General features: G+C 68.6%; 22 protein-coding genes and 1 pseudogene. 12 read left to right on the top strand and 11 right to left on the bottom strand.

From position 1 onward, the window contains the following. The first annotated feature begins 160 nt into the window (after positions 1-160). Positions 161-1,018 (top strand): serine O-acetyltransferase, encoded by an 858-nt coding sequence (cysE, locus tag MNOD_RS13380; RefSeq protein ID WP_015929437.1) that lies wholly within the window; start codon positions 161-163, stop codon positions 1,016-1,018. A 150-nt stretch (positions 1,019-1,168) separates the two neighbouring features. Further along, positions 1,169-1,366 (top strand): DUF3126 family protein, encoded by a 198-nt coding sequence (locus MNOD_RS13375; RefSeq protein ID WP_425277509.1) that lies wholly within the window; start codon positions 1,169-1,171, stop codon positions 1,364-1,366. A 7-nt stretch (positions 1,367-1,373) separates the two neighbouring features. On the opposite strand, the gene MNOD_RS13370 is transcribed toward MNOD_RS13375, so the two are convergent. Continuing rightward, entirely contained in the window at positions 1,374-2,054 is a 681-nt protein-coding gene (locus MNOD_RS13370) for a hypothetical protein (RefSeq protein WP_015929435.1), read from the bottom strand. Positions 2,055-2,266: 212 nt separating this feature from the next. Here MNOD_RS13370 and MNOD_RS13365 point away from each other — a divergent pair, with 212 nt between their 5' ends. Continuing rightward, complete coding sequence (locus MNOD_RS13365) at positions 2,267-2,596, top strand: DUF6949 family protein (protein WP_015929434.1); 330 nt, start codon at positions 2,267-2,269, stop codon at positions 2,594-2,596. A gap of 4 nt (positions 2,597-2,600) precedes the next feature. On the opposite strand, the gene MNOD_RS13360 is transcribed toward MNOD_RS13365, so the two are convergent. Next, entirely contained in the window at positions 2,601-3,293 is a 693-nt protein-coding gene (locus MNOD_RS13360; protein ID WP_015929433.1) for a transglutaminase-like cysteine peptidase, read from the bottom strand. Between the two features lie 144 nt (positions 3,294-3,437). Then, positions 3,438-4,052: a transglutaminase-like cysteine peptidase gene (locus MNOD_RS13355; RefSeq protein ID WP_425277508.1), complete on the bottom strand. Its 615-nt coding sequence runs from the start codon at positions 4,050-4,052 to the stop codon at positions 3,438-3,440. A 296-nt stretch (positions 4,053-4,348) separates the two neighbouring features. On the opposite strand from MNOD_RS13355, the gene MNOD_RS13350 reads away from it, so the two are divergent. From MNOD_RS13350 to MNOD_RS13335, 4 genes are all read left to right on the top strand, one after another. Continuing rightward, entirely contained in the window at positions 4,349-4,975 is a 627-nt protein-coding gene (locus tag MNOD_RS13350) for a cysteine hydrolase family protein (RefSeq protein ID WP_015929431.1), read from the top strand. A 228-nt stretch (positions 4,976-5,203) separates the two neighbouring features. Next, on the top strand, positions 5,204-5,428 hold the full coding sequence (locus MNOD_RS13345; RefSeq protein ID WP_015929430.1) for a hypothetical protein: 225 nt from the start codon (positions 5,204-5,206) through the stop codon (positions 5,426-5,428). Positions 5,429-5,519: 91 nt separating this feature from the next. Then, positions 5,520-5,915, top strand: a complete 396-nt coding sequence (locus MNOD_RS13340; RefSeq protein WP_015929429.1) for a PilZ domain-containing protein — start codon at positions 5,520-5,522, stop codon at positions 5,913-5,915. Between the two features lie 302 nt (positions 5,916-6,217). After that, positions 6,218-7,276: an MBL fold metallo-hydrolase gene (locus MNOD_RS13335; protein WP_015929428.1), complete on the top strand. Its 1,059-nt coding sequence runs from the start codon at positions 6,218-6,220 to the stop codon at positions 7,274-7,276. Between the two features lie 193 nt (positions 7,277-7,469). Here MNOD_RS13335 and MNOD_RS13330 read toward each other — a convergent pair whose 3' ends face one another. From MNOD_RS13330 to MNOD_RS13315, 4 genes are all read right to left on the bottom strand, one after another. Next, the gene (locus MNOD_RS13330) at positions 7,470-9,356 is read right to left on the bottom strand and encodes a GGDEF domain-containing protein (RefSeq protein ID WP_015929427.1); all 1,887 of its coding nucleotides are present in this window, start codon (positions 9,354-9,356) and stop codon (positions 7,470-7,472) included. 485 nt (positions 9,357-9,841) lie between these two features. Next, complete coding sequence (locus tag MNOD_RS41485; protein WP_015929426.1) at positions 9,842-10,600, bottom strand: CPBP family glutamic-type intramembrane protease; 759 nt, start codon at positions 10,598-10,600, stop codon at positions 9,842-9,844. 252 nt (positions 10,601-10,852) lie between these two features. Next, positions 10,853-11,278: a nucleoside diphosphate kinase regulator gene (rnk, locus tag MNOD_RS13320; RefSeq protein WP_015929425.1), complete on the bottom strand. Its 426-nt coding sequence runs from the start codon at positions 11,276-11,278 to the stop codon at positions 10,853-10,855. Positions 11,279-11,966: 688 nt separating this feature from the next. Continuing rightward, on the bottom strand, positions 11,967-13,280 hold the full coding sequence (locus MNOD_RS13315; RefSeq protein WP_015929424.1) for a leucine-rich repeat-containing protein kinase family protein: 1,314 nt from the start codon (positions 13,278-13,280) through the stop codon (positions 11,967-11,969). Between the two features lie 265 nt (positions 13,281-13,545). On the opposite strand from MNOD_RS13315, the gene MNOD_RS13310 reads away from it, so the two are divergent. Beyond that, positions 13,546-13,749, top strand: a complete 204-nt coding sequence (locus MNOD_RS13310) for a hypothetical protein (protein WP_015929423.1) — start codon at positions 13,546-13,548, stop codon at positions 13,747-13,749. Between the two features lie 423 nt (positions 13,750-14,172). Here the strand turns inward: MNOD_RS13310 and MNOD_RS46470 are convergent, their stop codons facing one another. The 3 genes from MNOD_RS46470 to MNOD_RS13300 form a co-directional block, all read right to left on the bottom strand. Further along, positions 14,173-14,580, bottom strand: a complete 408-nt coding sequence (locus MNOD_RS46470; protein WP_015929422.1) for a hypothetical protein — start codon at positions 14,578-14,580, stop codon at positions 14,173-14,175. A 639-nt stretch (positions 14,581-15,219) separates the two neighbouring features. Continuing rightward, a complete protein-coding gene (locus MNOD_RS13305) occupies positions 15,220-15,501 on the bottom strand; it encodes a hypothetical protein (protein WP_063748563.1) in 282 nt (93 codons plus the stop codon). 428 nt (positions 15,502-15,929) lie between these two features. Next, positions 15,930-16,151 carry a hypothetical protein gene (locus tag MNOD_RS13300; RefSeq protein WP_015929420.1) on the bottom strand — a complete coding sequence of 74 codons (222 nt, stop codon included), beginning with the start codon at positions 16,149-16,151 and terminating at the stop codon, positions 15,930-15,932. Between the two features lie 805 nt (positions 16,152-16,956). Here MNOD_RS13300 and MNOD_RS13295 point away from each other — a divergent pair. Then, on the top strand, positions 16,957-17,214 hold the full coding sequence (locus MNOD_RS13295; protein ID WP_015929419.1) for a hypothetical protein: 258 nt from the start codon (positions 16,957-16,959) through the stop codon (positions 17,212-17,214). A gap of 803 nt (positions 17,215-18,017) precedes the next feature. Further along, positions 18,018-18,717 (top strand): annotated as a pseudogene (locus MNOD_RS43170) (AAA-associated domain-containing protein); the annotation flags it as partial. A 24-nt stretch (positions 18,718-18,741) separates the two neighbouring features. Here MNOD_RS43170 and MNOD_RS13285 read toward each other — a convergent pair. Further along, positions 18,742-19,443 carry a hypothetical protein gene (locus MNOD_RS13285; RefSeq protein WP_015929418.1) on the bottom strand — a complete coding sequence of 234 codons (702 nt, stop codon included), beginning with the start codon at positions 19,441-19,443 and terminating at the stop codon, positions 18,742-18,744. Positions 19,444-19,822: 379 nt separating this feature from the next. Between MNOD_RS13285 and MNOD_RS13280 the strand changes: the two genes are divergently transcribed. Next, entirely contained in the window at positions 19,823-20,710 is an 888-nt protein-coding gene (locus MNOD_RS13280; RefSeq protein ID WP_015929416.1) for an undecaprenyl-diphosphate phosphatase, read from the top strand. A 337-nt stretch (positions 20,711-21,047) separates the two neighbouring features. After that, complete coding sequence (locus MNOD_RS13275) at positions 21,048-21,863, top strand: universal stress protein (protein ID WP_015929415.1); 816 nt, start codon at positions 21,048-21,050, stop codon at positions 21,861-21,863. Positions 21,864-21,965: the final 102 nt, after the last annotated feature.

The raw sequence follows: 21,965 nt of genomic DNA, 5'->3' as shown, positions 1-21,965 counted from the left end.
GCGAGCCTGCCGGGTCCGGACGCACCATCGGCCATCCGAGATCGGGGCGGGCCCTTGCCCGGGGCCGGTCGGCTCCCCAGCCTATGCGAATGTTTTCGCTTGGAGTATGGGGTTCATGCGCAGTGATGCCGCCGAATCCCTCCTGCCGAGGAGAAGATCGATGTCGTCCACCCCCTCTCCCACCCAGCCCCGGCAGGACGCGATCGCCGGGGTGGTCGATCCGGTCTGGCGGCGGCTGCGCCAGGAAGCCGAGGTCGTGGTCCGCGACGAGCCGCGCCTCGCCTCCTTCATCGTCGCGACCATCCTCAACCACGGCTCGCTCGAATCCGCCGTGTCCCATCGGGTCGCCTCGCGGCTCGGACACCCGGCTCTCTCCGCCGACCTGATCGCCCAGAGTTTCGCCGAGGCGGTAGCGGATGATCCGCGCATCGGGCAGGCCTTCCGCGCCGATATCGGCGCCGTGATCGACCGGGATCCGGCCACGACCCGCGCCCTCGAGCCGATGCTCTACTTCAAGGGCTTCCACGCCATCCAGGCCCATCGCCTGAGCAACTGGCTGTGGACCCGCGGCCGCCGCGATCTCGCGCTCTACCTGCAGAGCCGGTCGTCGGAAGTCTTCCAGACCGATATCCACCCGGCCGCCCAGATCGGGCGGGGCATCTTCCTCGACCATGCGACCGGGCTCGTGGTCGGCTCGACGGCAGTGATCGAGGACGACGTCTCGATGCTCCACGCGGTCACCCTCGGCGGTACGGGCAAGCATGGCGGCGACCGGCATCCGAAGATCCGCCACGGCGTGATGATCGGGGCGGGCGCCAAGATCCTCGGCAACATCGAGGTCGGGGCCTGCGCCCGGGTCGCGGCGGGATCGGTGGTGCTCCATCCGGTGCCCCCCTGCACGACCGTCGTGGGCGTGCCGGCCCGCGTCGTGGGCTCGGCCGGCTGCTCCGACCCGGCCCGCGCCATGGATCAGCTCGTCGACATGGACCAGTTCGTCCACGCGATGGACGGCATCTGAGCGCCGGCCCGCGCTTGCCCCGCCGGTTTGCGCGTGGCAAGGCGGACGCCCATTCCCGGCCGCCCGCGGCGCTCCGCACCGGGCCCGACTTCCCCGCGGCCGGGGCGTCTTCACGGCTAAAGCGAAGAGGCCAGCGTGAACAAGACCGAAATGGCGAAGGTGGAGGGCTACCTTCGCCGCAAGTTCGCCAACCATTCCCTCCGTCTCGTCGCCCGCCCGAAGAAGACGGATTCGGCGGAGGTCTATCTCGGCGAGGAGTTCATCGGCGTTCTGTCGGTCGACGATGAGGACGGCGATCGCTCCTACAACTTCTCGATGGCGATCCTCGACACCGATCTCGAGGATTGAGGGTCGCTCAGCCGCCGGTCGGCGCGGTGCCGAAGAGGCGTTCGAGCGCCTGGAGCGCCCCGCTCCAGGCGGACAGGCGATCGGCCGCGAAGCGCAGCCGGAACGAGAGGTCGCCGACCTGCACCTCGCTCAGGCAGGCGGTCTCCGGCGCCGAGAGCGTTCCTTGCGCGGCGCAGCGTGCCGCAAAGCGGCTGCCATCGGCCTCAGCGAGGTAGAGATCCTCGCCCTCGAAGGGTGAGCCTGGCTTGAAGCGCCGCCGCACCAGCCCCTCGGCGAGGGGCTCCACCGTGGCGGTAAGGAAGCGGGCATAGCGCCGGGCGGGGCTCAGCGGAGCCTCCGTGTCGGGTGCGCGGGTGATGGTCACGTGCAGGCGGTCGGGGCCGCCCGCCGCGGCGAGATCGATCCAGGGAATGACGAGATCGAGCCGCTCGGCCGCTTCCCTGCCCGGGACCGGCCCGGCGAACCAGGCGGCCGGCAGCACGACGCGGCGTCCGGCCGGATCGGCGGTGCTGCGCAGGCCCACGGGAGCCGGCGCCCGGGTGAGCCAGGCCGTGGCCAGTCCGGTGCTGGCGATCGCCCCGCCGAGAATGATCGTGCCCGCCATCACGACCATCCGGTCGATCGGAATCCGGCGCGGCGCGGCCTCCCGCGCCCTTCGCGCCATCGCGACGCCTGCTCCCGGTCCCATTGCGGTCATCTCCGGTGGCCGGCCGTGCTGGCGGCCTTCCGCAGAGACGATCGGTCGCGAGGCTTAACGCCGGCTTACTGCGATTCGCAGCTCCCGCGCAGTCTCACGCCGGCACGGCAGCGCCCTGCCTGTGGATAACAAAATCTTAACCATAACAAACCGTTAGCGTCGCGGCAAAGTGGCTCCGTCCTGGTCTCGCGACGGAGCTGACGATGATTCTCACGCCGACCGCCATCGAGAATCTGCAAACCCTGGTGCTCGGGCTCGCCTTTGCGGGGCTGCTGGCCAGCGGCTTCGAACTCGTCACCGCCCGCCGCGCAAGCTTCGGTCTGCTGCAGAGCGGGGGAGTGGCCGCGCTGGCCTGCCTGCCGGTGCTGGCCTTCGGCGCGCCCTTCATCATCCTGCGCAACACCGTGCGCGGCCGGCGGATCGAGCGCCGCCCGATCCCCTTCGTGATGCTGGCGACGATGATCGCCTGCGGCTGGAGCCTCGTGTCGGGCCGCGTCGTCCTAGACCTTGCTCAGCGCGTTGCCGGAGCGTGAGGCGTCAGCGATTCGCGGTCGTGACCGGCGAGGCGACGCCGTTGAGGGACACCCAGGCGAGGCTGTCCTGGCCCTCGCGCTTCACATAGGTGTAGCCGGTGCGCTGCCACGCCAGGATCGCGTTCGTCTTGTTGTCGAGGATGTAGTCGCCGCGATCGGTCCGCACCATCAGGACGGCGTGACCTTCGCCGATCTCGTCGATGACCACGGTCATGCGCAGGGCACGGCGCGGCAGACCGCGCTCAACCAGCATCCGGCGCTTGAGGAGTTGATAATCCTCGCAGTCGCCGTATCCGTCGTCGGGAAAGTCCCAGCGGTCGACGACGCCCCAATGGACCTGATCGGTGAGAGGCTTGATCCGCGCATTGACGCGCCGGTTGACCGCCACGAGGGTCTTCATCAGGGCCGGGGTCAGGGTGATGACCGCCGGCTCGCTGGTATCGACGGCGCATTCGGCCGCATAGCGTTGGCAGAAGTCGGTCCAGGCGCTCACCGGCTTGGCAGTGCCGCCGCGCTCGATTGCCGCGCTGGCGTCCGGCAGGGCCGCGAGGGTCTGCGTCTGGGCTTGGCTCGTCGCGCCCCCGATCAGCAGCGTGGCACCGACCAGGGTGAGCTGCGCGACGCGGGCGCAACGTGAGAAGAGGCCCTGGCGATCGACGCCGCTCGCCCGGTCAAGGCCGTCCACCACAACCCGCATCTGCCCCATCGACCTGTGTGCATCATTCTTGCACACAGGCTGCCACGGGGGAGGGGCCCGCTCAACCGAAAAATTTAAACCTTAGTGAACGCCTCTGCCCCAATTCGGTTCCAATTCGACACATCTTTTTCGGCTGATTCGCCTTCAGCGGTTGGCGGTCATGGTCGGCCCGGTGGCGCCGCCCAGCGAGACCCAGGCGACGGCGTCCTGGGCCTCGCGCTTGATGAAAGTGTAGCCGGTGCGGTGCCAGGGCAGCACCGCGCTGGTCTTGTTGTCGAGCACGAGGTCGCCGCGGTCGGTGCGCAGCATCAGCACCGCATGGCCCTCGCCCTTCTCGTCGATCACCACCGTCATGCGCATCGCCCGCCGCGGCAGGCCGCTCTCGGCCAAGAGCTTGCGCTTGAGCAGCTGGTAATCCTCGCAATCGCCGGTGCCGTCCTCGGCCAGGTCCCAGCGGTCGGGCACGCCCCAATGCTCCTGGTCGGTGAGCGGGCGGATGCGGCTGTTCACGCTGCGGTTCACGCCGGTGATGGTCTGCCACAGCCGCGGGCTCAGCGTGATCGTGTCCGGCTCGCTCACATCCACCGCGCATTCCGACGCATAGCGGCGGCAGAAGTCCGTCCAGGCGGCGATCGGTCGGGCGGTGCCCAGGGTGGGCGCCGCGAGGGTCGGCGCGGGCAGCGCCGCCAGCGTCTGCGCCTGTCCCGGGCTCCCGCCGGCGAGCACGGCCAGCGCGACCGCCACGCCCCGGGTGATCATCCGCCTCGTCATCCCTTCGCTCGCGCCCGTCATCGGTGCCGTCCCCGTTCGTTGGCGACACCATGGCGGCAGGCAGGCTCGGGGGCGCTGAAATCGATCCGCGCAATTTTATCGAAGTTCGGCGCGGACTTCGCCGCCCTCGCTTAGACCGAAGAGCCGGTCAGGAGATCTCGTGAAATCCGGCCCATCCCCTTCATCGCCGCGAAACCATGCGGGCCCGCCAGAAACACCGGCCCGCCCTGCGGTGTTGTCCCGCCCCGGGCGCGACCCGGAGGATCAGCAGGGAGATCGCCGAGATGGGCACGCCGACGCCAGCCGACACCGATGCGCTGCCGAACGGGCCGCTCGATGCCGCCGCCGTGCACCTGTGCGTCGACATGCAGAGGCTCTTCGCCGAGCAGACCGCATGGCACATGCCCTGGATGGCGCGCGTGCTGCCGCGGGTGCGGCGCCTCGCCGAGCGTTTTCCGGAGCGCACCATCTTCACCCGCTTCATCCCGGCGCGGAACCCGGGAGAGGGGAGAGGCTGCTGGAAGCGCTACTATGAGCGCTGGGCCTGCATGACCCTCGAGCAACTCGGCGAGGACATGGTCGCGCTCGTTCCCGACCTCGCCTCCTTCGCGCCGCCGGCGCAGGTGGTCGACAAGCGCGTCTACTCACCCTGGCTGGAATCGAGCCTCGAGCAGATCCTGCGGGAGCGCCGGGCCGACACCCTGGTCATCACCGGCGGCGAGACGGATGTCTGCGTGCTCGCCACGGTGCTTGGCGCCCTCGACCGGGGCTACCGGATGGTGCTCGCCACGGACGGCCTCTGCTCCTCCTCCGACGAGACGCACGACGCGATGCTCACCCTCTATCAGCAGCGCTTCGGCCAGCAGCTCGAAACGGCCACGACCGATCAGATCCTGCGCAATTGGACGTGACATTCCGCAGATCATTGCCCGAATGCAGGACGATCTGGCATTATCCTTCGCAGCTCGAATCGGATCTTACGCACACGCCAATGTGAAGACAGAAGATGGAACTTTTGTTCGGAAGGGCGTGATCCTGCGCGACATCTATGGCATGAGGTCATGTGGCGTGACATAGTCTCGTCCGATTTGGCGGATAGGAGGTCGACCCTGATATCCGCCAAGGCCGGAGGTGATCCGATGCGAAGCTACAACCTCTTCCGCCTGAAGGATCCGAGCGGCCTCGTCTGTGCGGTTCCGGAAGACTATGCGGTGCCGTCCTTCGTCACGGGCTCGCGCTGGGTCTTCGACGGCAAGCTTGACGGCAGCGCGCACCCCCTCGGCTTCGACCGGGCGGCTGCGGCGACCGCGGTGCGCTTCAACGGCTTCTATCTGTTCCAGTGCATGGATGCCGGGAGCGCCTGACCCTTCGGCGACCGTGTCGAAGATTCGTTAATGACCCGCGCGCAAGCTGCCGGCGGACGGCTCGTCGAAGCCGGAGGGCCGGGTTTGCGGGATGTCTGAACTGCGCAAAGAGGTGCGTCTGCGGACCTTCCTGAAGGGGCGCATCGTCTTCAACAACGGCAATGCGTCGATGGATTGTCTGGTCCGCGACCTGTCGGCCACGGGCGCGCGGCTGACGCTGAGCCAGACGGCGGTGCTGCCGGACGCCTTCGACCTGCTCATCCCGGCAAAGGACAAGCTCTACAAGGCCACCTTGCGCTGGCGGCGCAGCGACAGCGTCGGCGTCGCCTTCCAGAATGACCGGATGGAGACGCCGGCCGCGCCGGCAGCGGTCGAGACCTCCGCGGCGGTTCTCCTGCAACGCATCCACGAACTCGAAACCGAGAACGCGACCCTGCGCCGCCTCCTTGCCGAGGCCGAGGCGGCGATGATGGACAAGATCGCCTGACGGGCCGGCCCGGAGGCGACGAAGGGCCGCTCCGTTTCCGGAGCGGCCCTTCCATTGCCGGACCGCGGTCCGGCGGCTTCCTCAATCGGCGCTCAGGCGCAAAGGCCGGAGGCGACGATCCAGGCCAAGTCCGCCGACGACCGCGGCTGATGACAATGAGACACTGGATCACCTCCTTTCCGTTGTTGACGACATCCAGAATGTCGGGGAGGGCGGCCCGCGGCGCAAGCTGCCGGCACCGCGGCCATCGGCCCTGGCGCCGCCGCCTTGACCGCGGCCGTATCCGCGCCACCTGTGGCGCCATGAAGCGCAGGCGTCTCATCAGGCTCGCGAGCGCCGTCACCGTGATGACGCTCGGCGGCGTGGGCTATGCCGCGCATCGGCGCAGTTCCAATCCCTATTACGGGGGGCCGGTCAGCGATCATTTCGACGGCACGCGCTTCTTCTCGCCGGGCCAGCCGCAGGACAAGGATCTCGTCGAGCTGGCGCGCTGGCAGCTCGGCGGCCGGCGCGAGATCTGGCCGTCGCACTTCCCGAGCCCCTTCGCGGCCGACACCCCGCCCGAGCGGGTCGCGGGCCTGCGGGTCGTCCATATCGGCCATGCCAGCCTGCTGATCCAGGTGGCCGGCCGCAACATCCTGATCGACCCCGTCTATGCGAAGCGGGCGAGTCCGATCGGCTTCGCGGGTCCCAGGCGCGTGAACCCGCCCGGGATCGCCTTCGAGGCCCTGCCGCCGATCGACGCGGTGCTGATCACCCACAACCATTACGACCATCTCGACGGGCCGACTCTGGCTCGGCTCTGGGCGGAGCACCAGCCGCTCTTCGTCGCCCCGCTCGGCAACGATGCGATCATCCGTTCCTACGACGCGACGATCGCGGTCGAGACCCGCGACTGGGGCGGCACGGTCGATCTCGGCGGCATCGCGATCCATCTGGCGCCCGCCTATCACTGGTCGGCCCGCGGCATGAACGACCGCCGCATGGCGCTGTGGAGCGCCTATGTGCTCACCACCCCGCACGGGGCGCTCTACCATGTGGGCGACACCGGCTACGGCGACGGCGCGATCTTCCGGACCGTCCGCGACCGCTTCGGCCCGATGCGCCTTGCGACGCTGCCGATCGGCGCCTACGAGCCGCGCTGGTTCATGCAGGCGCAGCACATCAATCCGGAGGAGGCCGTGCGCATCGCCATGGAGGTCGGGGCCGCGCAGGCGCTCGGCCATCACTGGGGAACGTTCCGGCTCACCAACGAAGGGGTGGAGCAGCCCGCTATGGCGCTCGCGGCGGCGCTGGACGCCGCGTCCCTGCCGCCCGACAGGTTCCTTGCCCTGCGACCGGGGCAGGTCTGGACCGGATGAACCGGGGCGCCGCATCGCAGCGCCGCCCGGCCTCTCGGGCTCGGTCCTGTCGTTGCCCGGGGACGACGCGATCAACCGATGCGCGGTGCCGCCGAGCCCCGGCGCTTGGCGAATCGTGAGCCGGCGTCGGGCGGACAGGCCGGGTTCGACGAGGGCGGAAGCATCCCCTCCCACGGGCGCAGACGCATTCCCGTCACCGAGCGGACCCGAGATCCATGGCGGCCGGCGCGCGAGCGTCGTGCGATGAGGGCGCGAGGTCGGACGTCGCCATGCGTCGCGCGAAGCGAACGCGATTGCGGCCGTCCGACTTGGCCCGATAGAGCGCCTCGTCGGCGAGCTCGACCAGACATGGCCACGCCTCTTGGCCGCGCCGACCACGCGCAACGCCGAAGCTCGCCGTCACCCTGACGGGCGTCCCGTCCGGCGTCGTGAAACGCGCGCGTTGCAGAGCGATGCGAACCTTTCTGGCCACCGTGATCGCGCCCGACAGGTCGGCGCCCGGCACGAGAACGGCGAATTCCTCGCCTCCGAACCGAGCGATGACGTCGCTGGCGCGGAGCACAGACTGCAGCAGCTCGGCCATCTGGATCAGCACGCGATCGCCGGTCGCGTGGCCGTAGGTGTCGTTGATCGCCTTGAAGTGATCGATGTCGATGAGGATGAGGCATACCTTGTCGTCGGCGCTTCCGGGTGGCGATTGCGCGAGGCGATCCAGCATGCGGCGATTCAGGAGCCCGGTCAGGCCATCCGTCTCCGCCTGAACCCGCAACTCGCTCGTCATCGTTGCACGCTCCTCGATCTTGCCTTGGAGCACCTCGATGGCCTGAAACAGGCTGAGGATCTCACCGGCCTGGCTCGGGCGCGGCTGACGCACGGCCGGCCGATCCTCGGCCAGCCTGCGGACCTCCTCATGGGCGTGGATGAGCGGGCGGAAAATGTGAATCCTGATGGAGAGGATGAGGCCGATCAAGAGCGCGACGGTGGCCGAGGTCACCAGCACGGCCGTCGTCAGCGTCGCCAGGGCCAAGGCGCGCGCCTCCACGAATCTCTCGACGGCGGCATCGAGGAAGGCGCGGCGATAGGACTCGATCGGCCGCATCGTCGGAACGAAGCGCTCGGTGAATTCGGTCGCCGTCATGGAGTAGCGTCCCTGCTGCCGGCCCTCTCTGATCAGCCGGTCGATCAAGCCGAGACTGTCGCCGAAGAAATGCCTGTCGATTTCCGCGCGGCCCGCCGCCAGCGACGGGTTGCCGTAAAGTGCGCTCTGGCTCCGGATGATGTGCCAGAGTTCGAGCAACCTGCGCTGGCTTCGCCTGCTGTCGACGACATTCTTCAGGGGCAGCCTCTCTCCGGTCGCGATCGGAGCGATGATCTCCGAGCCGATTCTGCCGCCATACTCGCGAAGGTCGCTCAGCATCTGACCGACGAGGACGGGCGCAGCGAGGCCGCTGTCGTGTTGGACAAGCGCGTCTGCTCTCCACGAGACGATAGCCTGGAATGCGTCGAACACCGCGAACATGCTTTCGATCGCGTCCTGGAACTCCTCGCGTTTGAGCGGCGAGCGCGGACGGGACGCCACGTGATCGACCTTGGCCCTCGCTGCGGCGAGCCGATCGCGGACCCGCGCGAGCAGGCCGGTCGGGACCGGGTGGTTGTGGAGCCCGAACGGGGCGTCGGACGCCGTGGCGATCCGGGCGAGTGCCGCATCGGTGCGCGCCCGATACTCCGCAAGGCGCTTTGCCCCGATGCTGTCGGATGACGGCTCTTCGGACATGACGATATTGGCCGGACCGCGCTCGGCCGAAATGTAGGTCGCCGCGTCCAGGATCAGCCGGTAATCCTGAATGTCGTGCAGGTTCTGTCGCGCCAGGGTGAACGCGTGATAGGTGGGGGCGATGATCGTGAATGCGAGGGTGGCTGTGCAGAGAATGACAAGAAACACACGGATCGACAGTTTTTGCTCAAAGCTATAGCGAATGCCGGTGTATCCCGCTTGGCGACGGATCGCACCGTTCGGCTTTCTTGCTCCGGTTGTGAGCTTCTTTTTGAATGTCGGCAGCGTGAAGAGGTGGGTGCGCATATTTGGATCGGAGCCTGGAATTCTTGAAAAGATTTATAGGTAATATGATAACGATCGCCGCCTTCGTTTTGGTGAAGGCGATTGGTTATGGGTTTGTTGCAACCGGGCGGCGTGCCAAGGTGTTAGGGAAATTCAAGCCGCTCGCCGTGACATGCTCGCGCGCCATTGCGTCCGTTTGGCGCCCTGCTCTCACAAGCATCACAGCTGCAGACTCGATGGAACTGACCTGCGTGGTAGCCGCCCCGTTCCTCATGCTGAGGCGCCGGCGATCAAAGATCGCGCAGCCTCGAAGCACCCCGGACCGGTGCTCCCACCAGCCGACCCGGATTTGGGACGAACGTTCAGGCGTGCGTGCCGGCTGATGCCGGCCAGAGGCCCGCTAGCGCGGGCGCCTCAGCATGAGGGCGGTTGGGGCTGTCATAGGGGCGCCCTTGATGCGTCGGCATCTCGGGCCTTTGGTCTGAGAGCGGTGCGGGCTCGGCAGCTCAGGGAGCAGGCGATACGGCCAGCGCAGCGACCGCGAAACCGAGATGCGTCGCACCATGGGCGACCATCGCGCTTTCGAGGTCCTGCCGCATGAAGAGCCAGCCATAGGTCAAGCCGCCGATCGCGTTCAGCAGGATCGTCCGGGCCGCGATGCCCGACGTGATCTCTGCCCCGGTGAGCGCGACGGCCGGCAGGTGGAGGATGCCGAAGAACAGGGCGGCGGCGACATTGCCGGTCCATGCCGCGGCGGCGAGCGGAGCGCTCGACCGGCGCAGCAACCACGCTGCGAGCCAGGTCAGCAGGCTCATCAAGCCGAAGCGGATCATGATCTCCTCGGTAATGCCGCCGTAGAGCAGGCCAGCGGCCAGCATGTGCGGCGTCCAGCCCTCCACGATATCGGGCGGTTGAGCGCTCGCTCCGCGCCAGACCGGTACGGTGAGCCAATCCGCGAGGGCGAGGATGACGCCGAGACCGAGCCCAACGCGCGCCGGCCCGAGCCAGGACCACAAGGAGGGCCAGGGAGAGCGGCGCAAGGCATGGTCGTAGAGCCGCGAGCGGAAGCCGAGCTTCGGCGCGAGCGCCGCACCGACAGCCGTCAGGACGACGAGCATGATCAGCGGGTTGATCACCAGCGCCAGTCGCGGCACGCCGGGAATGTCCGGCGTCGCCAGGAGGATCGAGAAGACCCCCGGCAAGCCGGCGGCGATGATGATGATGAGCGCGCCCATCCAGCGCGCGCGAGAGACAGCGGCCGTCATCGCCGGCGCTCCGCTGCTCCGGAGGGGCCAGGGCGATGCTCAAGGAGATCGCCCGGCCGTCCGTCCAGCCCCCGGCAGATCATGTCAGAGGCCGCGCGGGGGATGATCGGCGAAGGCGAGTGTTCGCCCGGAACAGAATAGTCCGGCATCGGCCCCTCGCATCAGGTCGTCTCCGCATGCCCGCGCCTATACAAGAGCAACCGGGCATGCACAAGCCGGCCGGACAGTGCACGCCGGTCATCAATGAGCCGGCTACGCAATGACTGATTCGCGCACGTCCAGGACTGTCAGCGACTTGGTAAGGCCTGAGCGTGTCTCCCAGGTGATCGACTGACCCGTGCTCAGCCCGATCAGAGCCGCACCGATCGGGGTCAGCACCGAGATCTTGCCCTGCTCGATATTGGCTTCACCGGGATAGACCAGGGTGACAATCTGCACGCGGCCGGTCGTGTCGTCACGGAACTCGACCTGGCAGCCCATCCGCACGAAAGGCGGGAGGCGCCCGCGGCCCGCGACGATCTGGGCGCGATCCAGCTCGTCGGCCAGGCAGGACGCGACGTCCGGCATTCGATCCTGCGCAGCCGCGGCCAGGGCGGACAGGCGCTCGTGATCCTCGACGGTCATCTTGATGCGCGGCTTGCCCGTGCCGTCCGGTGTCTTCTTCACAGCGATGGTCATCGTGGAGGCTTCCCTCTTGGTCAGGCCGCACTGGGACCTGGATCGTGATCCCCATCCGTGTCCGGACGGATCGTCGTCGGTTTTTGCAGGTCGCGCCGTCGCTGCTGCAGCGAAACCACCTTCGAAGAGGCGGCATCGTCGCTCTGCCCTGGCTGCGACGGGCGAGGGCGATCGCTGTTTGGCGTGGTCATGGGCGAAGTCCTTCGCGCGGCAGATGCGCCGGCATGCGATGCGCAAGCCGATGGGCGCCGGGACGGGCGCACGCCCTATCCGGCAGAAGCACTGACGACTTGCAGGTTGAACGGAGTGCCCACCTGTATGGGCTGGCCCTTCAGCAGCTGTCCGCAGACGCCGCACTGTCCCCCGAGCGGGACGGCGACCGCGCGCCGTCGGCTCGGGGCTACTTGCCCGCGATCAGGTTACCTGCCCGATGCAGGCCACGCTGGAAGGTCGCAACGAACGGCATGATGCAGCGAGTATTGGCCAAACTGTCCCGCTTGTCAAATGGGCCAATCGGCCAGTCTCGATCGAGTCCGGAAGCGCGCCGGAGCAGCGTTGCTTGACATCCGGGCTGCTCGGCCGATGTCGCCAGCGCTGCGCCAAGCTGCCTTCGGCGTCCCTGCCGGATGCCTGCATCATGCGAGCGTTGCGGAGCGGCGGCGCAGTCCTGACCGGACGGCTCGGCCTCTCACCCGAACCCGTTCAGGGCATGCACGACCTCGGCCATCAGAGGGCGGCGGCTCGGATCGGCTGCGGTGCAGGCCCGCTCAAGGTCGCAAAGCGCAGGATCGCCGTCCGGAATCAAGGCAAGCAGCTCGCCGAGAAGGATTCCGAAGGCCCGGACCTCGATCCGCTGGAGCGCGGCCCCGAGCGATCCACCCGGCAAGGCGGAGGCCGCACCGAAATCGCTGAGGACCGCCGCACCGGCCTGTCCGTCCCACAGCACGTTGTGACCATAAAGATCGCCGTGAAGAAGGCCCGTCGCGTGCAGATGCGCGGCGGCGGCCGCGATGCCGCGGGCGAGCCGCAGCGCCCTCGCCGCGGAAAGCCCCGATCCCGGGTCGTAGACGTCGCGGCTGCAGCTCTCCAGGCTCGGCGGGCCGGCCAGGACGCGCCAGTCCGCCGGGAGGAGGGGCATCACCAAGCCCTGCTTCCGATCGGGATGAGCGGTCACGCGCCCCAGAGCGCCCGCGAGATGCGGGTGCGGGCCGGCGGCCAGGCAGGCCGCCATCTCGCGTTCGGGCAGGCCGTCGCTCGTCATCGCGCCCTTGAAGAGCTTGAGCGCGACCGGTCGTCCCGTTCCCTCTCCATCCGGACGCCAGATCCCGCGGTGAACCCACCCGGACGCCCCCTCGCCGAGACGCTCGCCGCATTCCAAATGGGACCAGGCCACGGCGGCGCCTTCGGCCCGCCCCAGCTCCGGCTCGCAGGGATTCCCCGACCACGACAGCCAAGCGAGGCGCGGCAGCTCGACGAGCCAGGCTGGCAGCGCCTCGAAGCCGTTGGCGGAGAGCCGCAGCAATTCGAGATTGGGGGCCGCCGCGAGCGTGTTCGGCAGATCCCGCAGGCGATTGCCCGCCAGCATCAGCTTCTGAAGAAGCGGACGATTGCCCAGGGCCCCGGGCAGGCGTTCGATGCGGTTGTCGGTGAGCGTGAGCCACCGCAGGAACGGCGGCAGCGACTCGGCGGGCACGTCGCGCAGACCCGTACTGCGAAAGCCGATCTGGCCGAGCGCGGGACAATCCCCGAGCGAAGGCGGAAGACGCTCGAATCGCGTGCCCGAGCAGAACAGCACGCGCAGCTTGCGCAGGCGTCCCAGGTCGTGCGGCAGCGCCGAGAGAGAGCCGCCGCTGAGGTCGAGCAGTTCCAGCGTGTCGGCCAGACCGAAGATCTCGCGAGGGAACTCGGATACGATACCTGGCAGACGCAGCTCCCGCGTGCCGGCGAGGTCGCCGCGGCCAAGCGCGCGGAGCAGGTCTGACGGGGAGGGCGAGGCCGGCATCGAGCTTACCAGGGTTGGACTTCCGAGCGGTCATGCCGGAGGAGCGGCGTGGGACGCGGCGAGGCCGAAGCATGACGCCTCGCCTGACCGCCGCGGCGGCGGGGCCATGTAACACGGGATGCGGCTGCCGTGCGGGAGAGCCCCGGCGGGCTGTCCAAGGGCCGGCGGCGTCCCGGAGAGACGGCCCCATGGTCTGCGGGAGCCCTTGCGAGTTCCATGCGTTCCTCCGCATCAGGCCATCGCGTCAGGACTCGGAGAACCCCCGATGCCGCATCGTGGCTATACCGTTCGCAAGGACCGAGAGGGTTGGGGCGTCTACCAGCTGCACACGGGTGAGCCGGTCCGCGTGAACGGCCGCGTGCAGACGGGGCTGCCGCGCGAAACCGCCGCAGAACTGGCCTCGGCCTTGAAGACTCTCAACGAGCCCGAAGCGGCTTCCGGCGAACGGCTCGTCCGGAATTCGGCGTGATCACCAGACCGCGCAGCGTCCGGCGATCGGTGCCCGATGACGATCACCGGCGGATGCGTCCCGTCGTCGAAGGCGACGGCCTCACCGCGTCCACGAGTGCGCCCTGGATTCCGCCGGGCTCCGCAACGGGCCATCACGCCTGGTCGGCGTCACGGCCTGAAAGGTCAAGCTCCTGGTGGCGCTACCATTCTGTTCTCGCACCAGGGGATCTGTGACAGGATGGCACGCTCCGGACGAGGAGGCCGATCATGATCCGCATGCTCGCCTATTCGAGCTTTCTCGTGATCCTGCTTACCGGCATCGCCGTCTCCGCCACCTGAAGCGGGCCCATGCCAGGAGAGGCGAGACCCGACCGGCGGTTCGGGCGGCCCGGATCCCGCCTCTCCGCCGTCAGAGGCCGATGTCATCTCCTCCGACGCGGCATCATCGCGTCAGCCGCAGGCTTCCGACGCTCTTGGCGATCTGATTGAAGGCGGAAATCAAAGTGTTCGCGTCATTCGCGACGAAGGCTTGGCTCGACGACGACGCGCAGTTGCTCAGAAGGCTCAAGCCCTTGTCGTCGATCGAGTCCGATGGAGTGCTGAACCCGATGGTGTAAACGGAAATCCCGGCCGCTTTCGCATTGGTGTAAGCCTGCGTCGTCAGCGCGTCCAAGGCATTGCGTATGTTGATTGGCGTCGTCAAGTCCTGGTTTGTCGGCGGAAATCGTGAGCTGGGATTGCTTCCGTCTGTATTCACTATGTAACCAATTGATGTGTAAACTGACTTGTTGTAGTTTTTATCTGGAATGGGCGGCGCGTGCTGGATCCGAGCCGGGCTGTCGGCTGTCATCCTCGTGCCGGTCTTGCTTTGGGGGGCGCGGACGGCGCTTGGTGCAGGCGGTCCGTGCGAAGCTGGTCTGTCTTGCCCGCAGCCGCAGCAGTTCTGTTCATGACCAACAGAAGCACGCCCAGCCGGGGATCAGGACCCGAACTGGGCGTCTCTGACTGAATTCGGGTGTGATGATGGGCTCCCTTGCTGTTTCGCCGGACGAGAAACCCGCCTTCGGCAACAGCGGTTCCAGCTTGAGAACATGCTCGCGTTGAGAATCACCCTGTTCTTAGTCTGGCTTGTCAAGCTGTTAAATTCATGGCGAAGCTGAAACCTGCGGAATGGTGTGCCGTTCAGGTCGAGGCGCGACTCTATTGAGGAAGCTGGTTGTGAGGCACAAAACCGAGCTGCGGATAAAGAGAAGGTTCCTGCGCGATCTTGACGGGATACTTGTCCATCGGTCCACGACGGGCGTGAGCGCCGCCTCCCCGGACCAGCAGGTGGACCCGCGTGAGGACTCATCCGACCCCGGCTGAGTGACGCCGTATCGAGCACGGCTTGGTCTCCGCCTGAGGCCTCATCCTCGCGCGGGCGGATCGGAATTCTCCCGTATGGCGGGCCAGCAGCCCCCGGCGGCTTCTCGCCGACCCGGCCTCGCCGTCAGGCCGCGGCCGAGCGTCCTGGGCAAGAGGCATTCTCTTCGATGCAGCCCCTCACCCAGCGCATTGCATCCTCGGCGCTGTCGAACACCTGGGCTGGCAGGTGCGAGCAGGGGCCGAATCCTGCTTCGATGAACCAGCGGCCCGCGAATTCATCGCTCACCGAGTTGCGAAGCTGAGTGATGACTGCCAGAAGAGTGTCGTTCAGGAACACCAGCATACCGTCTTCGAATCCGGTTTCGAGAGCGATGCGGGCCGGCTGTGATCTGAGTTGAGCGGTCATGGGCGCCGCATACCGGAACCGCCGCGCTCTTGCTTTCACTAATGATAATACAACTGTGCCGTCGCATGCCGGCGGGCCTCCGACGTCCGCGACACGGTCGCCCAAAGGGCCGGGATGCCGACCGCCGGCCGGCGGCAGGCCGGATCGCCGGGCGGAGAGCAAGGGCTCATTGAGGTCAGGCCACGCAGTTGCGGTGGTACCGATGCGTATGCCGATGGCGGCGCCGACGCTGCCGCCGAAAGGGGCCGCGGCCAGCGCCAGACCATCTCCGTGAGAAGCCGTCAGCGCGGCTGCCGCGGTAATGCCGGCAAAGGCTGTGGCGACGATGATTCACGATCGGGATACGACCGCTCGGTCGCTCGAGGCTTCTGGTGCGCCGCGTGAGGCGAGCGGCGGGGCGCCGCCGCACCGCCCTGCCTGACCATGCGCTATCCCGGCTTCCGCTGCGTCGCCGCAGCCTTGAATGCGTCGGCCTTGGCCGGGTCGGATCCCTTGAGGTCGCCGCGTGCCGCGCGGCCGTCATGCGCCGGATCGGTGCCGGTGCCATGACGGCTTCTGGTGACGGGCTCTCCTGCGTGGCTGCTGCCGTCCTTGATGCCGATATTCTCCTCCCGCTCCAGCGGGTTCAGTGGCTTGCGGGTCTCTGTCATCGGTGCCTCCCGGGGGACTTGTTCAGGCCGACCATCAGCCTGAGGTCGTGTCGCGATCGGCGGCTCCTCTCGAGGCTCCGCCCTGCGCGGTCCGCGCCGCAACCGACGGTCGGCGCGGCTGGGGTCAGCCTCAACGCAGCAGACCGCCCTCGGGTGCCGCCGGCAGCCGGCGCGCGCTCCACGAACTGCGGCATCGCCGGCCGGTTCAGCGCGCCCGACCCGTCCCGGTCAGGGCGCGAACCTGCGCGTCGCGAAGCGGCCACGAGGCTGACGCCCGCGATCATGAGAGCGCGTGGCGGCAAGACCTGAGAGCCGGAATGGCTTGGGTTGCCGATCGCGGCGGCTCGCCCCGGGGGCGGGCCGATTTTCGCGACCCTGTGCCTTTCCGGTTCACGGCGACGACCCGCGCGCTCCGATCACCTCCCCCTGAGGTTCGCCCGCCTCGGTGATGCTCCGTTCCGGGGCAGCCGAGCTACGTTTCACCCGTGCGCCCGCGCGCAGACCGCTCCAGCCGTGATCGAGGATCGTGGCGGCGATCTGCAACCGAATCCGTGTCGCTCGTGTTATACGGCACAGCTTCCGCAACCTTGGACTCCTCTGATGCTGACCCTCGCGCTCCTCACGGCAGGCAACCTGCTGCTTGCCGGAATCTTCTCTGTCGTTGCCGTGCTCGCCGACTAGGCGGGCCGGCGCCGCGGGCCCGATCCGGGGGCGGGCGGTCCGCCGCAGCTGATCGTGCGGTTGACGCAAGGGAGGGGGTGCGCCCGCGCATAGCTCGGCGGTGCGCAGGCGCTATGTGGGCCGGATGCCGAATCCCTCGACTGTTGCCGACCTCTGCAATGCCGATCTCGTCACCCGCGCTCAGGTGGATGCCGCCATCGCGGCCTTCCTCTCGGATCCGACGCCCGGACCGCACCGCATCGCGGAGGGCGTGACGATCGACATTGCGGCCGCCGTCCAGGAGCATCCCTGGGCCCACATGGTGGCGTATGATGCGGAGGTGAGCCGCACGGCCCGCCATCTCGCCGTTAGGACCGCCGTCCTGCTCGCTATCCTCGGCTGACGCAGGGGGTCTCCGTGCCGGAGTCCTGCTCAATCGCGGTTGCCCAAAGTTCCCTCGTTGCAGCACTCGGCCGCACCACCCATTCGGCCAGTTGCCTTGTGCGCTGCACCATGGCATTTAGGGGATGCGCGGTCGCGATGGCGTCGCGATCGCGCTGCCCTCTTTGGGCGTTTCCTCCCTAGACTTCGGGCCGTTCCGCAAGGGCGGCCTTTTTTCTGTCTCGAACGCATCCGGGATCGGCGCGCGGGCGCCGCCCTCGCTGGCCCGTCTCACGGGACAGCGTGCCTCGTCTCCCGACGGTGCGCATGACCGTTCATGCCGGTGGATGCGGCGCGCTTTGCGCGGCCGGCTGCCGCATGGCGGCGCTTTCCGCCGCGAAGGACTCCATCTCTCCGCAGCCCGCGGGTGCTGCCGGGCCATCGGGATGTCACGTCGCCCCGGCAACCAACGGCCGGCGGCGGATCTTCCGGAATCCGGTCCTGCATGCCCAGCGACAGTCACGGTCGATGCATGGCGCCGTTCGTGCCCGGATGGAGCACCTTTTCCTGATCCTCCGCTGATCGGGGCGGGCTCATTTCCTCGGGGTGCGAAGCGCCGTCGGGAGGTGAGGCATGAACAGCACCCCCTTTCTCCTCATGCGCGACGCGGCTGTGCGCCGGCTGGCGAGCCTGCGCACCACGCAGCGCCTGTTTGCCGCCATGGCGGCCTCGCTCGTCTTCACCTTCGTGGTGGCGCCGCTGGCCGCGAAGAGCCGGAAGGCCGAGCTCGTCATCGTGCCGGCCCTCGACATCCTGCAATCCGTGCCGGTGCAGCTGCTGATGGACGAGCCCGTCTCGGCCCTCGACGTGCTGACCGCCGAGACCCTGCGCACCGACCTCCTCGATCTCTGGACCGAAGGGCGCATGCCGATCCGGGCGATCCTCATCGTCACGCACAACATCGAGGAGGCGGTGCTGATGTCCGACCGCATCCTGGTGTTCTCGTCCAATCCGGGGCGGATCGTGGCCGAGATCAAGTGATGCTGCCGCAGCCGCGCAACCGCCTCGACCCCGCCTTCCGGGCGCTCGTCGACGACATCTACGCCCGCAAGACGGGCAGGCCGACCTGTCGGCCCTGGCGAGCGAACTCCAGCTCGAGGTGGACGAGCTGTTCCCGATCGCCGAGACGCTGCAGCTCCTGCGCTTCGCCGAGCCGGAGGGCGGTGACATCCGCCTGACCGCGGGTGGCCACCGCTTCGCCGAAGGGGAGGTGGACGAGCGCAAGCGCCTCTTCGCCCAGCATCTCCTCGCTCATGTGCCGCTCGCCGCCCATGTCCGGCGCGTGCTCGACGAGCGGACCAGCCACCGGCCGCCCGCGAGCCGTTTTCGCGATGAGCTTGAGGACGCCATGTCGGAGGATTACGCCGAGCAGACCATGCGGGCGCTGATCTCCTGGGCGCGCTACGCCGAGGTCTTCGCCTATGACGAGGACGGGGGCGTCCTGAGCCTGGAGAACCCATCCTGACTTGGGCTCCTGACTTGGGCCCGGTCAGGACAGGATGTTGACCGCGCGGGCGGCGACCAGGGCCACGGTCAGCAGCGAGATCGACGCCTCCGCCATCATCAGGAGCTTGGCCCGCGCGGTGAGGGGCAGCGTGTCGGTGGGCGAGAAGGCCGTCGCATTGGTGAAGGACACGAACAGGTAGTCGACGAAGCCCGGCACGAACGGCGTCTCGCCGGTCCTGGCCTCCAGGGTCATCTGCGGGAACAGGAAATCGGCGCCCCGTTCCGTGCGGAAACTGCGCAGCGCGGGGCCGCCGCGATCCGTCGACCAGAACCACAGGGCGAAGACGATGACGTTCGTCGCCCAGATGTTCAGCGCGTCGAGGAGGAGCGTGGGCGCGCTGCCGGCCTTGCCGGCCAGGAGCGCGCGCACCAGCCCCCCGAGCGCCACCGTGTTCATGGCGGTGACGAGGACCGTCAGCACCAGGGCCGCGCGGCGGATGAGCCGGCGGTGATGGCCGATGAGCTGCCAGTGCTGATCCGTCGTCGCCCGCCGCGCCCGGTGCTGGTTCCAGGCCGTCGCGGCCGAGAGCGGAACCAGCAGGGCGAGTTCGAGGCCGGGCGCGAGCCAGCGGGGGCCGACGCTCAGGTCGTTGACGACGAGGAGCTGAAGGGCGGCGACGACCGCGATCGCGCCGCGCGCGAGCCAGAAGTCTAGGGCGCGGGTGTGGACGAGGTGACGGTGCATCCGGGATCTCGCGAGGGAGAGGGCGGCCGCAGGGCGCAACGGGTCCGGCCGTCGGCGGTGCCGGTCTGCATCACCCCGCCGCGGCCGGATCGCGGCCCGGCTGGTCGAGCAAGGACCGGCGCCGGTGCCGGGAGGCTGCGGCTTGTCGGCGCACCCCGGCGGCCGGGATGCCGATGCGGCGCATTCGCTCCTCCCTCGCCGGACGACGTCGCCCGGGGACCGGGCGGCCATCCTGCGCGGGGAGGTCTTGGGGCTTCGTGGCCTGCGGCGCAAAGCGGTGGCGGCCGGGCCTGCGCGGCCTTCACGATGCCATGGTGCTCGCCTCCAAGGCAGCCGGAGCGGCTTCGGCCGCCGACGATCGAATCAGGAGTGAGCCCGCGTGCCGAGCATCACCAACGAGGCCTGCGTCCAAGGCGTCGATACCGGTTTCGTCACCCTGGGCTACGCCAAGGTGGCGGTGCTCGGCGTCGTGCAGGGACTGACCGAGCTTTTGCCGATCTCGTCGACCGCGCATATGCGGGTGGTGCCCGGACTGCTGGGCTGGCCGGATCCGGGCTCCGCCTTCTCGGCCGCGATGCAGCTCGCGGCGCTTGCTGCCGTCGTCAGCTATTACTGGCGCGACCTGCGCGAGATCGTCGTCGGATCGCTCGGCGCGGTGGCGCGGCGGGATTTCGGCAGCGTGGACGTCCGCTTTGCGGTTGGCATCGTGCTGGCGACCGTCCCGATCGTGGTGGCGGGCGTGCTGCTCTCGCCGGTGCTGAATGCCTGCGGCTCGCCGCTTCGGACCCTGCCGGTGATCGCCTGGGCGTGCGTGGTCATGGGGCTGCTGCTCGCCTTCGCGGAGGCCGCCGCGCGCCACCGGCGTCCGGCGCGGGAGGCGCGGCTGCGCGACATGCTTGCCGTCGGGATCGCACAGGTGGGCGCCCTGGTCCCGGGAGTCTCGCGCTCCGGCTCGACCCTGACGGGCGCGCTGATGCTCGGCTTCAAGCGCGCGGATGCCGCCCGTATCTCCTTCCTGCTCGGATTGCCGGCGATCCTGCTCGCGGGGCTGCGGGAGATCTGGATCCTGCACAAGGCCGGGCTCAGTGCGCAGGGCTGGAGCGTGCTCGGTGTCGGGCTCGTGGTCGCCAGCCTCTCGGCCTTCGCGGCGATCTGGTTGCTGATGCGCGTGCTGGAGCGGTTCTCGGCTTGGCCGTTCGTGCTCTACCGCATCGCGCTCGGGATCGGGCTCCTGGCCGCCCTGCATGTCGGCCTCCTCGCCGCCTGAACAGAAACTGAGGAGCGGAGCGGCTGCCCCAGAAGGAAGCGCTCAGTCAGCTGCGGTTTCATCCGCCAGGGTCGGCTCGGCCGGTGGTGAGTTGATAGCACCGGCCCTGGCAGCGAATCTCGGCGTGGCGCTTGAGCGCCCAGAGGCCGCGGATGTCGTCCTGCTGGTCGATTCCCTGCACCCGCTCCCGCGCGCCATCCGGGTTGCGCGGCGGGCGCAAGATCGCAGGACCCGGACCTCGTTCCTGACGAATGCAAGCGGCTGATTGCGCTGAATCAATGCGCTCGGGTCCGGGTTGGGCGACAAGTCTCGAGGACAGCGACCGGAGGTCTTTTCCATGATCAAGGATCTGATGGTGGTCGTGGATGGGGTGGGCCTGCGCGCGGCGCCCTACGCGCTCTCGCTCGCCAGGGAGCTCGGCGCATCGATCTGCGCCGCGGGCGTTCTGCCGACCGTGCCGTTCCAGACTTTCGCCTGGGCCGAGATCCCCTACGACATGGTCACGTCCGCGCAGCAGGATGCTCGCGGGCAGGCGGCGGACGCCGCCGAAGCGGTGGCGCGGGCGGCGCTGGCGGGCGGGCTCCCCTGCGAGACGACGACGGTCTGCGAGCAGCCCGCCGAAGCGGACAGAACCCTGTCGCGGCTGGCGGGGGCCACGGATCTCGTGGTGATCGAACAGCCCGAGGGGCAGCGGCCGAAGCCCGCCGACGCTCATCTGGAGACGCTCCTCCTCCGGTCGGGCCGCCCGACCCTGGTCGTGCCCTATATCCATACGGCTCCGGCGAACCTGCAATCAGCCGTGGTGGCCTGGGACGCGAGCCCCACGGCGGCGCGCGCCCTGGCCGATGCCATTCCTCTCTTGTCCCGCATCGGCCGGGTCCAGGTGGTCACGGTCGCCGGCGAGCAGCCGCCCGATGCGCTGCAGCAGCGGCTCGTCCGCCATCTTGCCCGGCACGGGATCGAGGCCAAGATCAGCGCCTTCTCCGCTCAGATCCCGGTTGCCGAGGCGCTGCTGTCGCATGCGGCGGATACGGGCGCGGACCTGCTGGTGATGGGGGCCTATGGTCATTCCCCGTTGCGGGAGGCGATCCTGGGCGGGACGAGCCGCACCATCCTGGAGTCGATGACGGTTCCGGTGCTGATGTCGCACTGAGGCGCGGCGATGGGCCGGCGGCGGACCGGATGAGCGGCCGGCCCTTCGCCATCGCCACGGCACGGCAGCCCCGGCGACGCGAATCGTCCCGGTCACGCTTGA

Origin of the sequence: Methylobacterium nodulans ORS 2060, assembly GCF_000022085.1 — a bacterium.
Taxonomy (GTDB): Bacteria; Pseudomonadota; Alphaproteobacteria; order Rhizobiales; family Beijerinckiaceae; genus Methylobacterium; species Methylobacterium nodulans.
The sequence above is the reverse complement of the archived record's forward strand: the minus strand, read 5'-3'. Positions and strand labels throughout refer to the sequence as shown.

Coding starts and splice junctions, on each gene's coding strand:
- MNOD_RS41485 (WP_015929426.1), bottom strand. CDS start 10,600: ATGACGGCCGCTGTCTCTCGCGCGCGCTGGATGGGCGCGCTCATCATC.
- MNOD_RS13355 (WP_425277508.1), bottom strand. CDS start 4,052: ATGATCACCCGGGGCGTGGCGGTCGCGCTGGCCGTGCTCGCCGGCGGG.
- MNOD_RS13340 (WP_015929429.1), top strand. CDS start 5,520: ATGTCTGAACTGCGCAAAGAGGTGCGTCTGCGGACCTTCCTGAAGGGG.
- MNOD_RS13375 (WP_425277509.1), top strand. CDS start 1,169: ATGGCGAAGGTGGAGGGCTACCTTCGCCGCAAGTTCGCCAACCATTCC.
- MNOD_RS13370 (WP_015929435.1), bottom strand. CDS start 2,054: ATGGGACCGGGAGCAGGCGTCGCGATGGCGCGAAGGGCGCGGGAGGCC.
- MNOD_RS13295 (WP_015929419.1), top strand. CDS start 16,957: ATGCCGAATCCCTCGACTGTTGCCGACCTCTGCAATGCCGATCTCGTC.
- MNOD_RS13310 (WP_015929423.1), top strand. CDS start 13,546: ATGCCGCATCGTGGCTATACCGTTCGCAAGGACCGAGAGGGTTGGGGC.
- MNOD_RS13285 (WP_015929418.1), bottom strand. CDS start 19,443: ATGCACCGTCACCTCGTCCACACCCGCGCCCTAGACTTCTGGCTCGCG.
- MNOD_RS46470 (WP_015929422.1), bottom strand. CDS start 14,580: ATGACAGCCGACAGCCCGGCTCGGATCCAGCACGCGCCGCCCATTCCA.
- MNOD_RS13305 (WP_063748563.1), bottom strand. CDS start 15,501: ATGACCGCTCAACTCAGATCACAGCCGGCCCGCATCGCTCTCGAAACC.
- cysE (WP_015929437.1), top strand. CDS start 161: ATGTCGTCCACCCCCTCTCCCACCCAGCCCCGGCAGGACGCGATCGCC.
- MNOD_RS13315 (WP_015929424.1), bottom strand. CDS start 13,280: ATGCCGGCCTCGCCCTCCCCGTCAGACCTGCTCCGCGCGCTTGGCCGC.
- MNOD_RS13300 (WP_015929420.1), bottom strand. CDS start 16,151: ATGACAGAGACCCGCAAGCCACTGAACCCGCTGGAGCGGGAGGAGAAT.
- MNOD_RS13345 (WP_015929430.1), top strand. CDS start 5,204: ATGCGAAGCTACAACCTCTTCCGCCTGAAGGATCCGAGCGGCCTCGTC.
- MNOD_RS13335 (WP_015929428.1), top strand. CDS start 6,218: ATGAAGCGCAGGCGTCTCATCAGGCTCGCGAGCGCCGTCACCGTGATG.
- MNOD_RS13350 (WP_015929431.1), top strand. CDS start 4,349: ATGGGCACGCCGACGCCAGCCGACACCGATGCGCTGCCGAACGGGCCG.
- MNOD_RS13360 (WP_015929433.1), bottom strand. CDS start 3,293: ATGCGGGTTGTGGTGGACGGCCTTGACCGGGCGAGCGGCGTCGATCGC.
- rnk (WP_015929425.1), bottom strand. CDS start 11,278: ATGACCATCGCTGTGAAGAAGACACCGGACGGCACGGGCAAGCCGCGC.
- MNOD_RS13330 (WP_015929427.1), bottom strand. CDS start 9,356: ATGCGCACCCACCTCTTCACGCTGCCGACATTCAAAAAGAAGCTCACA.
- MNOD_RS13365 (WP_015929434.1), top strand. CDS start 2,267: ATGATTCTCACGCCGACCGCCATCGAGAATCTGCAAACCCTGGTGCTC.
- MNOD_RS13275 (WP_015929415.1), top strand. CDS start 21,048: ATGATCAAGGATCTGATGGTGGTCGTGGATGGGGTGGGCCTGCGCGCG.